The following is a 13,321-nucleotide window of genomic DNA, read 5'->3' as shown; positions in this document are numbered from 1 at the left end:
TGGGTCACGTTCCGTGACCTCTTGGAGGTACGAGGCGATGTGTCCGCCGGTTCGGATGGTGTGAGCGGTGCAGGTGCTTCAGATGCAGATGGAGGTCCGGCCCGACCCCGCGGAGGTGAGTCGGGCCCGTCGATGGGCGCGCTCGTGGCTCGCCGGGTCCGGGATAGGGGTGGACGAGCCGCTTGCCGAGACGCTGATCCTGCTGATTTCGGAGCTTGTGACCAACGCCGTGGTGCACACGGGCTGTCCGGCGGTGCTGCGCATGCTCTTCCCCGCACAGGGCGATGGCGGCGGGTCCGGCGCGGGTGGCCGCGGGGGCCGGGGGGCGGGCTCCGGCACGGTCCGGGTCGAGGTCGCCGACGCCAGCGGCCGGGCGCCGCGGCGGCGGTGCGCGGGCGAGGAGGCCACCAATGGGCGTGGTCTTGAACTGGTCGACGGTCTGGCGGACCGGTGGGGCTGGCATCCGGAGGGCGCGGGCAAGCGCATCTGGTGCGAGGTGGACCGGGGCACCCGTGGGGGTCATGGGATGCACGGAAGTCATGAAGAACCGGTCCTGACGGGGCATACGAGCCCTCATGCGCCATCACAAATCGGGCGTGGTCGACAAAGTCCAGACCAGGTGTTGACGTGATGTGGTGGCTTGATCACTCTAGGATCAGCGATTCGTTGCGAGGGGACGCCGAGGGCTCTGTGATTCCTGTGAGCCGTGTGCTCATGGCGCGGTTCCTTGGCGAGTGCGGGTCGCTGCCCGGCGCGTGACAGGGCATCGGCGCCGGAGCCGGGTGGCGGTGCGCCGTGCCGTGCTCGGGGTGCGCATGAGCGCGCCGCCGCCCGACAGACCCGCCCCTCGCCTCGCGGCGTGCGAGGGCATGGCCGACAACGTCGCGCCTACAGGACCGCCACGGGCGCGACGGGGCTCCCCGTGCCGCCGACGAACGGCTCGGGCGTGGCCGACAGCAGAAACGTGTAGCGCCCCTCCTCGGCGCAGGCCTGCGACAGCTCCTCCAGATTCCAGTTCTGGCCCTGCTGCATGCCCATTTCGACGAGATCGAGGGCGTGGACCGGCATCCACAGGTTCTCTATCTCCGGCGGGAAGATCTCGAAGGTGAGGGTGTCGTTGGCGACCGCGGCCACGTCCCGGGCGTGGAACCACTCGGGGGTACGGAGGGACAGGCCGGGCGAGGGGAAGGCGTATGCCTCCTTCTCGCCCGCGAGATAGCGCTGGATCTGGCCGGTGCGCACCAGCGCGATGTCGCCGGAGCGGACAGTGGTCTTCGCCAGCGCCTCGGCGGCCTCCAGGTCCTCGGGTGTGACGGCGTGTCCCTCGGGGAGCCGGTCGAGCCCACGGGCGCGGGCGACATCGAGGAGCACGCCGCGGGAGACGATGTGCCGCGCCTTGTCGATGCCGCTGAAGGCGGCGCGGCCATGGGTGGTGACGGAGCCGGCGGGGCGGCCGTTGTAGATCCGGCCCGAGTGCGAGGCGTGGGTCAGCCCGTCCCAGTGAGTGCCCGCCTGTAGGCCCATCGTCACGGCGTCGTCGCTGGTGGCCACGGTGCCCGGGCCGAAGATCTCCAGATTGACGGCGATCATGGTGTGCAGCGGGTTGACCCGGCCCGGGATCACGCCGGTCTGCACCCCGTCCTGCTGGAGCGGGACCGCGAGCGGGATGCGGCGGCCGCTACGTATGGCCGCCGCGGCGCCCCTGACCACCTCGTCGGTGATCAGGTTGAGCGTGCCGATCTCGTCCGCCTCCCCCCAGCGGCCCCAGTTGTTGACGCGCTTGGCGATGTCGTGGAATTCGGGCGGCAGGGCCATGGAGCCTCCTCGGTTGGCTTCCGGGCGGGATTCCGCTCGGGGGGTTGTACTCGGGCCGCGTCTGCTCAAAAATCTAACGGACCGTCAGATACTCCGGGAGGGGACGCGACGTGGGGAACTTCTTGGGCGGCAAGGTGGTCGCCGTCACCGGGGCCGGGCGAGGCATCGGCCGGGCCGTGGCACTGGCCTGCGCGGCCGAAGGAGCCCAGGTCGTCGTCAATGACTACGGGGTGTCCATCGAGGGCGGCGAACCCAGCAGCGAGGTCGCCGAGGCGGCGGTCAAGGAGATCGAGGCGGCGGGCGGAGCGGCGGTGGCCGTCGCCGACGACGTCTCGACCATGGCGGGCGGGCAGCGGATCGTGGACACCGCGCTCGAACACTACGGGCGGCTCGACGGCGTGGTGTGCGTCGCCGGGATCCTGCGCGAGCGGATGCTCTTCAACATGACCGAGGAGGAGTGGGACCCGGTTGTCGCCACCCACCTCAAGGGCACCTTCACGGTCTTCCGGGCGGCCTCCGCGGTGATGCGCAAACAGGGCTCCGGGACCCTGATCGGCTTCACCAGCGGCAACCACCAGGGGAGCGTCGCGCAGGCCAACTACGCCTCCGCGAAGGGCGGGATCATCTCCCTGATGCGCAGCGCCGCACTCGGGCTCCACAAGTACGGGGTGACCGCCAACTGCGTCGCGCCGGTCGCCCGGACGCGTATGTCCGCCAATGTGCCCATGGAACTCAAGGAGATCGGCGAGCCGGAGGACGTGGCGGCGCTGGTGGTCTACCTGCTGAGCGACCGGGCCCGGGAAGAGAAGATCACCGGTCAGGTCTACACGATCGCCGGCCCCAAGATCGCGGTCTGGGCCCAGCCACGGGAGCTGCGCGCGGGATACGCGGAAGGCGCCTGGACCCCGGAGAAGATCGCCGACTTCCTCCCGGGAACGGTCGGCACCGACCCCATGCCGATGCTCGCTCAGCTCGAGGCCATGGCCAAGGCGGCGGCCGAAGGCCAACGCCCCAACGCGTGACCCTCGCCCCGTGGGCAGGGGGCACCGCCCAGCGGTAGCTGGGGGAGCGGAACGGGAGACGGGAGAAGCCGTGGACTTCGCTTTCGGACCGGAGGACGAACGTTTTCGCACCCGAGCCCGCGACTGGCTGAACGAGCACGTCGCCGACGCCTTGGCCCATCTCGTCGGGCAGCCGCAGCCGCAGCCGCAGCCGCAGCCCGGCGCCGGCCACGACGGCCCACCGGGACCGGCGAACGCACAACGGGCCTGGGAGCGGGAACTCGGCGCCGGCGGCTGGATCGGGCTCGGCTGGGACCGTACGCACGGCACCTACGGCAACCGGCCCGCCACCCTCACCCAGCAGGTCGTCTGGGCCGAGGAGTACGCCCGCGCCGGGGCCCCCGCCCGGCTCGGCCACATCGGCGAGAACCTCCTCGCCCCGACCCTGCTCGCCTACGGCGACGACACACAGCGCGCCCGCTTTCTGCCCCCCATCGCACGCGGCGAGGAGCTGTGGTGCCAGGGCTACAGCGAGCCCGAGGCGGGATCGGACCTCGCCGGGGTGCGGACCCGCGCCGTCCGCGACCCGGGCGACGGGACCTACCGCGTCACCGGGCAGAAGATCTGGACCTCCCTCGCCCAGGAAGCCGACTGGTGCTTCGTGCTGGCGCGCACCGAGGACGGCTCACAACGCCATCATGGTCTCTCCTTTCTTCTCGTGCCGATGGACCAGCCCGGACGGGTCGAGGTGCGCCCGATCCGCCAGCTGACCGGCGACGCCGAGTTCAACGAGGTCTTCTTCGACGGCGCGGTGGCGCGCGCGGAACACCTCGTCGGCGGCGCCGGCCAGGGCTGGCGCGTGGCCATGGGCCTGCTCGCCGTGGAGCGCGGGGTCTCCACCCTCGCCCAGCAGATCGGCTTCGCTCAGGAGCTGGACCGAGTCGTACGGCTGGCGCTGCGCACCGGCGCCGCCGACGACCCCGTACTGCGCGACCGGCTCGTCGAGCAGTGGGCCGAGCTGAAGACCATGCGCTGGAACGCGCTGCGGACCCTGGGCGCGGCCTCGGGCCCCGGCGCTCCCAGCGTCGCCAAGCTGCTGTGGGGCGGCTGGCATCAGCGGCTGGGCGAACTGGCCGTGCTGGTGCGCGGCGCCGCGGCCGCGCTCGGCCCCGAGCGGTGGACCGCCGAGCGGCCGTACGAACTCGACGACGCGCAGCGCCTCTTCCTCTTCTCCCGGGCCGACACGATCTACGGCGGCTCGGACGAGATCCAGCGGAACATCATCGCCGAGCGCGTTCTCAACCTCCCTAAGGAATCACGCGGATGAAGACGTACGGGCAGACGGCAGACGGGCAGAGGGCGGACGGGCAGGCGGCGTACGGGCATTGGATCGGCGGCGGCCGGCGGCGGCCCAGCCGGGGGCACTATCCGGTCGTCAACCCCGCCACCGAGCAGACCGTCGGCCACGCCCCGGAGGCCGACGCGGCCGACGTCGACGCCGCCGTGAGCGCGGCTCGGGACGCCTACGAGGGGTGGGCGCGCACCGCCCCCCGTGAGCGCGCCGCCGTGCTCGACCGCGCCGCCACCCTGATCGCCGAGCACGCCCGCGACCTGGTCCCGCTCGCCCAGGCCGAGACGGGCGCGACGATGCGCGTCGCCAAGGCCATGCAGGTGCCCTCGGCCGCCGACCGCTTCCGCAGGTACGCGCGAGGCGCCGTCGAGCCGGACACGCTCCCGCTCGCGCCCCTGCCCGTGGCCGCCACACCCCTCGCCCCCGGCGGGCTCGTCGGCGCGGCCGCCGTCCGCCGCCCCGTGGGTGTCGTGGGTTGTATCACCTCCTACAACTTCCCCCTCGCCAACCTCGCGGGCAAGGTCGCCCCCGCCCTGGCGATGGGCAATACGGTCGTCGCCAAACCGGCCCCGCAGGACCCCCTGTGCTGTCTGGAACTCGGCCCCCTGCTGAAGGAGGCCGGGCTCCCGGACGGTGTCTTCAATGTCGTCACCGGATCGGGCGCGGCCGCGGGCGAGGCACTCGTGGCGCACCCGGATGTCGACATGGTCAGCTTCACCGGCTCCACCGCCGTGGGAAAGAAGATCGCCGAGTCCGCAGGCCACTCGATGAAGCGCACCCTGATGGAGCTGGGGGGCAAGGGCGCGGCCATCGTCCTTGGGGACGCCGACGAGTCCGTGATCAAGTCGGCGGTCGGGGCGGTCGGTTCGACCTGGTCTTTCCACAGCGGGCAGATCTGCACGGCGCCGACCCGCGTGCTCGTCCATCGATCGCTGTACGAGCAGGTCATCGCCGCACTCACACGGTATGCGAAGTCACTGATCGTCGGGGACCCTGTGGATAACTCCACGATCGTCGGCCCGCTGATCTCCGCGGCCCAGCGCGACCGCGTCGAGGCGTACCTCGCCGGGGCCCGTGACCAGGGCGCCCGGATCGCGGTGGGCGGCGAACGCCCCGCCGTCAAGCCCGGCTTCTACGTCGCCCCGACCCTGATCACCGACGTGGACCCCGACATGACCGTCGCGCAGGAGGAGATCTTCGGCCCGGTCGTCGTCGCCCTCCCCTTCGACGACGAGGACGAGGCGGTCCGCATCGCCTGCTCCACGCCGTACGGCCTGTACGACTACGTCTTCAGCGCCGACGCGGGCCGCGCCTGGGCCCTCGCCGCCCGCCTGCGCAGCGGCAACGTCGGCATCAACACCGCCCAGCGCCACCCGGAGACGCCGTTCGGCGGCTTCAAGCACAGCGGGGTGGGCCGCGACGGCGGCTCGTTCGGCCTGCACGCGTACAGCGAACTCCAGTCGCTGGTCTGGGCCTCCTGAAAAGTGGTCCGAACTTCCTGAGAACTGGGCTTCCAGAGAACTGGGCTTCCTGAGAAGAGGGACAGACGTGGGACAGGAAAAGGGAGTGGTGAAGTGGTGATGAGAGGCGTCATCTTCGACGGCACCGAACCGCGCGTGGTCGACGACCTGGAGATCCGGGCGCCCGGCCCCGGTGAGGTGCTGGTCGGCATCGCCGCCGCCGGCCTGTGCCACAGCGATCTGTCCGTGCTCGACGGCACCATCCCCTTCCCCGTCCCGGTCGTGCTCGGCCACGAGGGCGCGGGGACGGTGGTGGCGGTCGGCGCCGGCGTCACGCATGTCGCCCCCGGCGACCATGTCGCCCTCACCACCGTCGCCAGCTGCGGGACCTGCGCCGACTGCGGCCGCGGCCGCCCCACCATGTGCCGCAAGGCGATCGGCAGGCCGGGCCGGCCGTTCAGCCGCGGCGGGCAGCCGCTGTTCAACTTCGCCTCGAACTCCGCCTTCGCCGAGCGCACGCTGGTCAAGGCGGTGCAGGCGGTCAAGATTCCCGAGGACATCCCGCTCACCTCGGCCGCCCTCATCGGCTGCGGCGTCCTCACCGGCGTCGGCGCCGTGCTCAACCGCGCCCGGGTCGACCGCGGCGAGTCGGTCGTCGTCATCGGCACCGGCGGGATCGGGCTCAATGTGCTGCAGGGCGCCCGGATCGCCGGGGCCGGGCCGATCGTCGCCGTCGACTCCAACCCCGCCAAGGAGCCGCTGGCCAGGCAGTTCGGCGCCACGCACTTCGTCGCCTCGGCGGCCGCCGCCCGGGAGATCCTGCCGTCCGGCGCCGACCACGCCTTCGAGTGCGTCGGCAGCACCCGGCTCATCCGGGAGGCCGTCGACCTGCTGGACCGGCACGGCCAGGCGGTGCTGCTCGGCGTGCCCCCCGCCGACGCCGAAGCGTCCTTCCTCGTCTCTTCCATGTATCTGGACAAGGCCATCCTGGGCTGCCGCTACGGCTCGGCCCGGCCGCAGCGCGATATCGCCCTGTACGCGGACCTCTACCGCCAGGGCCGTCTGCTGCTGGACGAACTGGTCACCCAGACCTACCCCGTCGAGGACTTCCCGAAGGCCGCCGACGACGCGCGGGCGGGCCGGGTGGCGCGGGCCGTGCTCACGTTCTGACCAGGCGAGGTGCCCGTGGAACTACGTGCCGACGGAGGGGCCGGCCGTGGCACGGAAGGTGCGCCTATAGGCCGTGGGGGAGACGCCGAGTGCCGCCTGTAGGTGCTGCCGCATCGACGCGGCCGTCCCGAAGCCCGCGTCCCGCGCCACCTGGTCCACCGACAGATCGGAGTCCTCCAGCAGGTGTCTGGCCCGCTCCACGCGTTGCTGCACGAGCCACTGCCCGGGGCTGATCCCGACCTCCTCGCGGAAGCGGCGGGTGAAGGTCCGTACGCTCATCGACTCCTGGTCGGCCCACTCGCGCAGCGACATGGGGCGCTCCAGGCGGCCCAGGGCCCAGGCGCGCGCCGCCGTCGTGGTCGCCTGTTGCGGCTCGGGGAGCGGGCGTTCGATGTACTGCGCCTGGCCGCCGTCGCGGTGCGGCGGCACCAGGCTGCGGCGCGCGACCTCGTTGGCGACGGCGGCGCCGTAATCGCGCCGCACGACGTGCAGGCACAGGTCGATGCCCGAGGCGACGCCCGCGGAGGTGAGCACGTCGCCGTCGTCGACGAAGAGCACGTCCGGGTCGACCGCGATGGAGGGGAAGAGGGCCTGGAAGTGGGCGGAGCTCCGCCAGTGGGTGGTGGCGGGGCGGCCGTCGAGCAGCCCGGCGGCCGCGAGCACATAGCTGCCGGTGCAGATGGACATCCAGCGGACGCCGGGCCGGGCATGGACCAGCGTGGCGGCGAGCGCCGGGGGAAGTGTGCCCTCCGTATAGACCTGCCCCATCTCGTAGCTGGTGGGTACGAGGATGGTGTCGGCTTCGGCCAGCGCCTCGGGGCCGCGCTCGACGACGATCGGGAAGTCGGCGTCCGTCGACACCTCGCCGGGCTCCGGAGTGCAGCTGAACACCTCGTAGAGGCGGTTGCCCTCGGCGGAGCGGGCCTTGCCGAAGATCCTGAAGGGGATGCCCAGCTCGAAGGGGATCACGCCGGGCAGCACCAGCACGGCGACGCGGTGCCGCCTCCCGGCGTCCATGGATGAGGGCATGCGGGCCTCCCGGGTAATGTCGTGGCCCGATTCTAGCGAATGCTGTCCCTCGGGCCACTCGTAAGGACCGATCGAAGCGTCGATGCTGAACCGGTGACGCAGACAACCGAACTCACAGGGACTCCAGGTCAGGACGAGCGGCCCCGTCCAGCCCGGCGGCGGCCGAGGATCCACCGGGCGTGGTGGGTCGCCGCCGTCACCTTCGTGACGATCGTCGGCGCGGCCGGCTTCGCGTCGCTACCCGGCCTGCTGATCGAGCCCCTGAACGAGGAGTTCGGCTGGTCGCGCGGGCTGATCGGCTTCGCGGTGTCCGTGAATCTGGCGCTCTATGGGCTCACCGCGCCGTTCGCCGCCGCCCTTATGGACCGCTTCGGCATCCGTAAGGTCGTCGCCTGCGCGCTGACGGTGATCGCCGTGGGTGCCGGGCTCACGGTCTTCATGACCGCCGCCTGGCAGCTCATCCTGTGCTGGGGCGTCCTCGTGGGCCTCGGCAGCGGCTCCATGGCGCTGGCCTTCGCCGCGACTGTCACCAACCGGTGGTTCGTTCAGCGGCGCGGCCTGGTCACCGGCATTCTCACGGCGGGAGGCGCGTCCGGGCAGCTGGTGTTCCTGCCGGCCCTGGCGTGGATCGTGGAGCACCACCACTGGCGCCCGGCGGCGGTCACGGTGGCGGTCGCCGCGTTCGCCGTCGTGCCCTTCGTCTGGCTGCTGCTGCGCGACCATCCGGCCGACGTGGGCCTGGCCGCGTACGGGGCAGAGGGACCGCCCGCCCCGAAGCCCGCCCCGCAGCGGGGCGCGGCCCGCCGGGCGGTCACCGCCCTGGTCTCGGCCGCGCGCACCGGCCCGTTCTGGCTGCTGGCCGGGACCTTCGCGATCTGCGGCGCCTCCACCAACGGCTTGGTCAAGACGCACTTCGTGCCCGCCGCGCACGACCACGGCATGCCGGTGCCGGCCGCCGCGAGCCTGCTGGCGGTCATCGGGGTCTTCGACATCGTGGGCACGGTGGCCTCCGGCTGGTTCACCGACCGGTTCGACGCGCGGCGGCTGCTCGCCGTCTACTACGCGCTGCGCGGGCTGTCGCTGATGTTCCTGCCCATGCTTCTGGCCGACTCCGTGCACCCCCCGATGCTCTTCTTCATCGTCTTCTACGGGCTCGACTGGGTCGCGACCGTGCCGCCCACCGTCGCGCTGTGCCGCGAGCACTACGGCGAGGACAGCGCGATCGTCTTCGGGTGGGTGCTGGCCTCGCACCAGGTGGGCGCGGGGGTGGTCGCCTTCGTCGGCGGGATGGCGCGGGACGCCTTCGGGTCGTACGACACGGTCTGGTACGGCGCGGGCGCGCTGTGCGCGGTGGCCGCGCTGATGGCCCTGGTCATCAGGCGGGAGCGGGAGGAGGTCCCCCGCATCGCCTAGGGCTGGGTCCGGTCCTGGTCGTGCGGCGCCAGGGTGGCGAACTCGCCGCGGTGAAAGAGGAGGGGGCCGGAGCGGGCGGCGAGGTCGTCCGTGCCGAGGGCGCGGACGCGGCCCACGACCACCAGGTGGTCGCCGCCGGTGTGCACGGCGTGGACCGTGCAGTCGATCCACGCGGGGACGTCCGTGAGCCGCGGCGAGCCGGTCACCGGGGCCGGCTGGTGCGGGACGCCGGCGAACTTGTCCGGCCGCCGTGAGCCGCTCACCGCGAAGCCCCGGCACAGCGCGCCCTGGTCGGCCCCCAGAATGTTGACGCAGAAGACTCCGGCCCGGGCGATGCGCGGCCAGGTCGTGGACGTACGGGCGACCATGAAGGCGATCAGCGGCGGGTCGAGGGAGAGGGAGGAGAAGGACTGGCAGGCGAACCCGGCCGGGCCCTCCTCGTCCACGGCCGCGATGACCGTGACGCCGCTCGCGAAGTGGCCGAGAACCCGCCGGAACTCCGCCGGGTCCAGCGGAAGGCGTTCGTCCGCGCGCACCGCGCGCAGGGTGGGGCGGCCGGGGCGGGGCGGCGCCGAGGCGGCCCGCGGCAGGGGTGCGTCGCGGCTCGCGGCGGCGGTCGGCGAGCCGACCGAGCGCAGATAGCGGACCGCGGTGGCTGCCATCCCGGCGTGTCCCATCATGATTCCATTGAATCTGATGCTGCGTCAGATGGGAAGTCCCGGAAGGAGCCCTTCAAAAGCCCTTCCGTCCCTTCAGCGGCCCCGGTGTTCAGCGGCCCCGGTAGGCGGGGGCGCGGCGCTCGGCGAAGGCGCGGACGCCCTCCTGCGCGTCCGCCGTGGTCATGTTGATCTCCTGGGCCGCCGCCTCGGCGGCGAACGCGGCCGCGCGATCGGCCTCCAGCGAGCCGTTCACCAGCTGCTTGGTGAGGGCGATGGCGCGGGTCGGGCCGCCGGCCAGGCGCTCGGCCCACTCGCGGGCGGTCTTGGCCAGATCGCCGTCCGCGACGACCCGGTTGACCAGGCCGATCCGCTCGGCCTCGGCGGCGGACAGCGAATCGCCGAAGAACAGCAGCTCCTTCGCCCGCTGCGGGCCGATCAGGCGTGGGAGGAGATAGGCGCCGCCGCCGTCGGGGACCAGCCCGCGGCGTACGAAGACCTCGATGAACCTGGCCGACTCGGCGGCGAGCACCAGATCGCAGGCGAAGGCGAGATGGGCGCCGAGCCCGGCCGCGGTCCCGTTCACGGCGGCGATGACCGGCTTCTCGCAGTCCAGCACGGCGGCGATGAGCCGCTGCGCCCCGCGCCGGATCAGCCGGGCCACATCGCCGGCGACCCGCTCGCCCCCGCCGGCCCCGGGGTCCGGCCGCGGGCGGGCGTCGGCGCTGGTACTGGTACTGGTGCTGGTACGGGCGTCGGTGCTGGTGCGGGCGCCGCCGCGCAGGTCGGCGCCCGCGCAGAAGCCCTTGCCGGTGGCGGTGAGCACCACGGCACCGACCGCCGGGTCGGCGGAGGCGTCGTCGAGCAGCGAGATCAGGCGTTCGCGCTGGTCAGGGGTGATGGCGTTCATCGCGGCCGGGCGGTCGAGAGTGATCCAGGCCACGCCGTTGTCAGTGGCGTGCCGTACAACGGTCTCAGGTGATTCTTCGGGGGAGGAAGTCATGGGGGAAATCCCTTGGGTTGAAGCTGAGTCCGGGGCCGTGGCCGGGATTTCGGTGACGGCTCGGGTGGAGGGCCGGGCGCGTGGGCCGGGTGCCTCAGCGGCACACGGCCAGGGCGTCGAGGGCCACCGCGCCCTGGCCGCGAGGCAGCACCATCAAGGGGTTGACGTCGAGCTCGGCGAGGTCGTCGCCGAGTTCCAGGGCCATGCGCTGGATGCGGAGGACGACCTCGACCAGGGCGTCCACATCGCAGGGGGGCATGCCGCGCACGCCGTCGAGCAGGGCCCGGCCGCGCAGCTCGGTGAGCATCGCGCGCGCCTGGTCCTCGCCGAAGGGCGGCACGCGTACGGCTGTGTCCCGCAGCACCTCGACGAGCACACCGCCGATGCCCACCGTGACCGTCGGCCCGAAGAGGCTGTCGTGGGTGACGCCGACGACCATCTCCACACCACGCTCGACCATCTGGCAGACCAGCACGCCGTCCAGCTCGACGCCCTCGTAGCGGGCGATGTCGGTCAGGTCCCGATAGGTGTCGCGGACCTGGCTCGCGGAGGTGAGCCCGAGCCTGACCAGGCCCAGTTCGGTCTTGTGGGCGAGCTGCGGCGCGGAGGCCTTCATGGCGACGGGGTAGCCGACCAGGCCGGCGGCGCGGACGGCCGCCGCCGCGCTGGTCACCAACTGCTCGCGCGGCACCCGGATGCCGTACGCCCGCAGCAGCTGCTTCGCGGCGTGCTCGCTCAGCTGCTCTCCTGGGCGCAGCAGCGCCTGGGCCTTGCGGGCCGACGGGGAGGGGGTGCGCGGGGCGTCGTCGAAGGGGGAGCGGTAGCCGGCCGTGAAGCGGTGGTGCTCCAGATAGGCGCGTACGGCGGTGATGCAGTTGGCGAAGGTCCGGAAGGTGGCGACGCGGGAGGAGCCGAGCAAGGTGGTGCGGTAGGCGGCCTCGGTGCCGACCGGCGAGCCCCACACCACGCACACCAGCTTGTCCGTCTGTTCCGCAGCGTCCACCAGGTCCTGCGCCAGCTTGTCGCTCATCGGCGGGAACGGCCCGGTGATCGGGCAGATCAGCACGCCGACGGACGGGTCGGCGAGGATGGCGTCGATGATCTTCCGGCCGCGCCAGTCGCCGACGGGGTGGCCGCCGTTGTCGACCGGGTTGGCGACGCTGAGGTCCTCGGGTATCCACTGGTGCAGCTCGGCCTGCTTCTCGGTGCCGAGCGTGGGCAGCGGGAGCCCGGCGGCCGTCGCGAGGTCGGAGAAGTGGGCGCCGGTGCCCCCGGAGATCGAATAGACCACGACGCCCTCGGCGCGCGGGGGCCGGGCGCGGGCGAGCAGCGCGGCCGTGTCCTGCAGCTCGTCGAGGCCGTCGACCCGGATCACGCCGAACTGCCGCATGGCCGCGTCCACGACCGCGTCCGAGCCGGTCAGCTTGCCAGTGTGGGAGGCGGCCGTGCGGGCCCCGGTTTCGGTGCGGCCGACCTTGACGGCCACGACGGGCACTTGGGCGCGGGCGGCGCGGTCGGCGGCCAGCAGGAAGCTGCGCCCGTCCTTGAGCCCTTCCGCATACATCGCGATGGCGCCGACCTCGGGTCGGGAGGCGAAGTAGGAGATGAAGTCGGCGGTCTCCAGGTCGGCCTCATTGCCGGTGGGGGCCCAGTGGCTGAGCCGGATGCCCAGCTCCTGGAGGGTGAAGACGGGACGGCCCTGGTGGCCGGACTGGGTGATGAGGGCGATCGCCGGCCCTTCCAGGTCCTCGCGGAACTCCTCAAAGGCATTGAGGTTGGTGTTGGGGCCCAGGAGGCGCAGCCCGCCGCGGCGTACGGCGGCGGCGAGCCGGGCCTGGGCGGCGGCGCCCTCGGCACCGGTCTCGGCGAAGCCGGAGGCGAAGGCGACGGCGAACTTGACCTTGGCGGAGGCGAGTTCCTCGACGAGCGGGAGGGGGTCGCGGACGAGGAGGACGGCGAGGTCGACCGGTTCGGGCAGGTCGGCCACGGACGGGACACAGGGGAGGCCGAAGACGGCGGAACGGGAGGGGTGCACGGGGTGCAGTCGCGCGCCGACGCGCTCGGCCCAGGCGATCAGCTGCCGGGTGATGCCGGTGTTGGGGCGGCCCTCGGCGTCGGAGGCGCCGACGACGGCCACCGACTCGGGGCGGAAGAACCGGTCCAGATCGGGGACGGCGGAGTGCAGCGGGCGGCCGCTGACGTCCACGTCCTCGGTGGCCGCGGACCTGCCGTGGACATGGACGGCGGGGCCGGGAGGCCGGCCGCAGGCGGCGACGCGGGCGTGACGGGAGTTGGTGGTGAGGGTGCCGTGAGTCGATCCAAGCATCGGTATCCGCCACTCCTGCTCGTTGGCGACAAGCCAGATAGCTGACGTCTAGTCAGATTACTCAGGAGTCAGATTAACGGAACTGACGCCCTGTCAG

At 72.5% G+C, this 13,321-nt stretch carries 11 protein-coding genes; 6 read left to right on the top strand and 5 right to left on the bottom strand.

Translation table 11 applies throughout. The annotated features are described in order from the left end of the window. The first annotated feature begins 67 nt into the window (after window positions 1-67). On the top strand, window positions 68-631 hold the full coding sequence (locus ACWY4P_RS22565) for an ATP-binding protein (protein ID WP_456212361.1): 564 nt from the start codon (window positions 68-70) through the stop codon (window positions 629-631). Between the two features lie 257 nt (window positions 632-888). Here the strand turns inward: ACWY4P_RS22565 and ACWY4P_RS22560 are convergent, their stop codons facing one another. Further along, the gene (locus ACWY4P_RS22560; protein ID WP_456212360.1) at window positions 889-1,815 is read right to left on the bottom strand and encodes a cyclase family protein; all 927 of its coding nucleotides are present in this window, start codon (window positions 1,813-1,815) and stop codon (window positions 889-891) included. 110 nt (window positions 1,816-1,925) lie between these two features. Between ACWY4P_RS22560 and ACWY4P_RS22555 the strand changes: the two genes are divergently transcribed. The 4 genes from ACWY4P_RS22555 to ACWY4P_RS22540 all read left to right on the top strand — a co-directional run bounded on the left by ACWY4P_RS22555 (window position 1,926) and on the right by ACWY4P_RS22540 (window position 6,797). Then, the gene (locus tag ACWY4P_RS22555; RefSeq protein ID WP_456212359.1) at window positions 1,926-2,837 is read left to right on the top strand and encodes an SDR family oxidoreductase; all 912 of its coding nucleotides are present in this window, start codon (window positions 1,926-1,928) and stop codon (window positions 2,835-2,837) included. Window positions 2,838-2,907: 70 nt separating this feature from the next. Then, window positions 2,908-4,143 carry an acyl-CoA dehydrogenase family protein gene (locus ACWY4P_RS22550; protein WP_456212358.1) on the top strand — a complete coding sequence of 412 codons (1,236 nt, stop codon included), beginning with the start codon at window positions 2,908-2,910 and terminating at the stop codon, window positions 4,141-4,143. Beyond that, complete coding sequence (locus ACWY4P_RS22545) at window positions 4,140-5,648, top strand: aldehyde dehydrogenase family protein (protein ID WP_456212357.1); 1,509 nt, start codon at window positions 4,140-4,142, stop codon at window positions 5,646-5,648. The genes ACWY4P_RS22550 and ACWY4P_RS22545 overlap by 4 nt, the downstream gene beginning before the upstream one ends. Window positions 5,649-5,747: 99 nt before the next feature. Next, entirely contained in the window at window positions 5,748-6,797 is a 1,050-nt protein-coding gene (locus ACWY4P_RS22540; protein WP_456212356.1) for a Zn-dependent alcohol dehydrogenase, read from the top strand. 21 nt (window positions 6,798-6,818) lie between these two features. On the opposite strand, the gene ACWY4P_RS22535 is transcribed toward ACWY4P_RS22540, so the two are convergent. After that, complete coding sequence (locus tag ACWY4P_RS22535; RefSeq protein ID WP_456212355.1) at window positions 6,819-7,826, bottom strand: GlxA family transcriptional regulator; 1,008 nt, start codon at window positions 7,824-7,826, stop codon at window positions 6,819-6,821. A gap of 39 nt (window positions 7,827-7,865) precedes the next feature. Here ACWY4P_RS22535 and ACWY4P_RS22530 point away from each other — a divergent pair, with 39 nt between their 5' ends. Beyond that, window positions 7,866-9,239, top strand: coding sequence for an MFS transporter (locus ACWY4P_RS22530; protein WP_456212354.1), 1,374 nt, complete (start codon window positions 7,866-7,868; stop codon window positions 9,237-9,239). Here the strand turns inward: ACWY4P_RS22530 and ACWY4P_RS22525 are convergent. From ACWY4P_RS22525 to ACWY4P_RS22515, 3 genes are all read right to left on the bottom strand, one after another. Further along, window positions 9,236-9,901, bottom strand: a complete 666-nt coding sequence (locus tag ACWY4P_RS22525) for a flavin reductase family protein (RefSeq protein WP_456213020.1) — start codon at window positions 9,899-9,901, stop codon at window positions 9,236-9,238. The two genes, ACWY4P_RS22530 and ACWY4P_RS22525, sit on opposite strands and share 4 nt — an antisense overlap. A 106-nt stretch (window positions 9,902-10,007) precedes the next feature. Further along, window positions 10,008-10,898 (bottom strand): enoyl-CoA hydratase/isomerase family protein, encoded by an 891-nt coding sequence (locus ACWY4P_RS22520; protein WP_456212353.1) that lies wholly within the window; start codon window positions 10,896-10,898, stop codon window positions 10,008-10,010. Window positions 10,899-10,992: 94 nt separating this feature from the next. Further along, on the bottom strand, window positions 10,993-13,224 hold the full coding sequence (locus ACWY4P_RS22515) for an acetate--CoA ligase family protein (RefSeq protein WP_456212352.1): 2,232 nt from the start codon (window positions 13,222-13,224) through the stop codon (window positions 10,993-10,995). Between the last annotated feature and the right edge of the window lie 97 nt (window positions 13,225-13,321).

Source organism: Streptomyces sp. LZ34 (assembly GCF_053890475.1).
This window is presented reverse-complemented; position numbering and strand designations above follow the sequence as displayed.

Bases quoted from the DNA above. Each gene is read 5' to 3' on its own strand.
- ACWY4P_RS22545 (WP_456212357.1), top strand. From the start codon at position 4,140: ATGAAGACGTACGGGCAGACGGCAGACGGGCAGAGGGCGGACGGGCAG.
- ACWY4P_RS22540 (WP_456212356.1), top strand. From the start codon at position 5,748: ATGAGAGGCGTCATCTTCGACGGCACCGAACCGCGCGTGGTCGACGAC.
- ACWY4P_RS22535 (WP_456212355.1), bottom strand. From the start codon at position 7,826: ATGCCCTCATCCATGGACGCCGGGAGGCGGCACCGCGTCGCCGTGCTG.
- ACWY4P_RS22525 (WP_456213020.1), bottom strand. From the start codon at position 9,901: ATGGCAGCCACCGCGGTCCGCTATCTGCGCTCGGTCGGCTCGCCGACC.
- ACWY4P_RS22520 (WP_456212353.1), bottom strand. From the start codon at position 10,898: ATGACTTCCTCCCCCGAAGAATCACCTGAGACCGTTGTACGGCACGCC.
- ACWY4P_RS22560 (WP_456212360.1), bottom strand. From the start codon at position 1,815: ATGGCCCTGCCGCCCGAATTCCACGACATCGCCAAGCGCGTCAACAAC.
- ACWY4P_RS22530 (WP_456212354.1), top strand. From the start codon at position 7,866: ATGCTGTCCCTCGGGCCACTCGTAAGGACCGATCGAAGCGTCGATGCT.
- ACWY4P_RS22515 (WP_456212352.1), bottom strand. From the start codon at position 13,224: ATGCTTGGATCGACTCACGGCACCCTCACCACCAACTCCCGTCACGCC.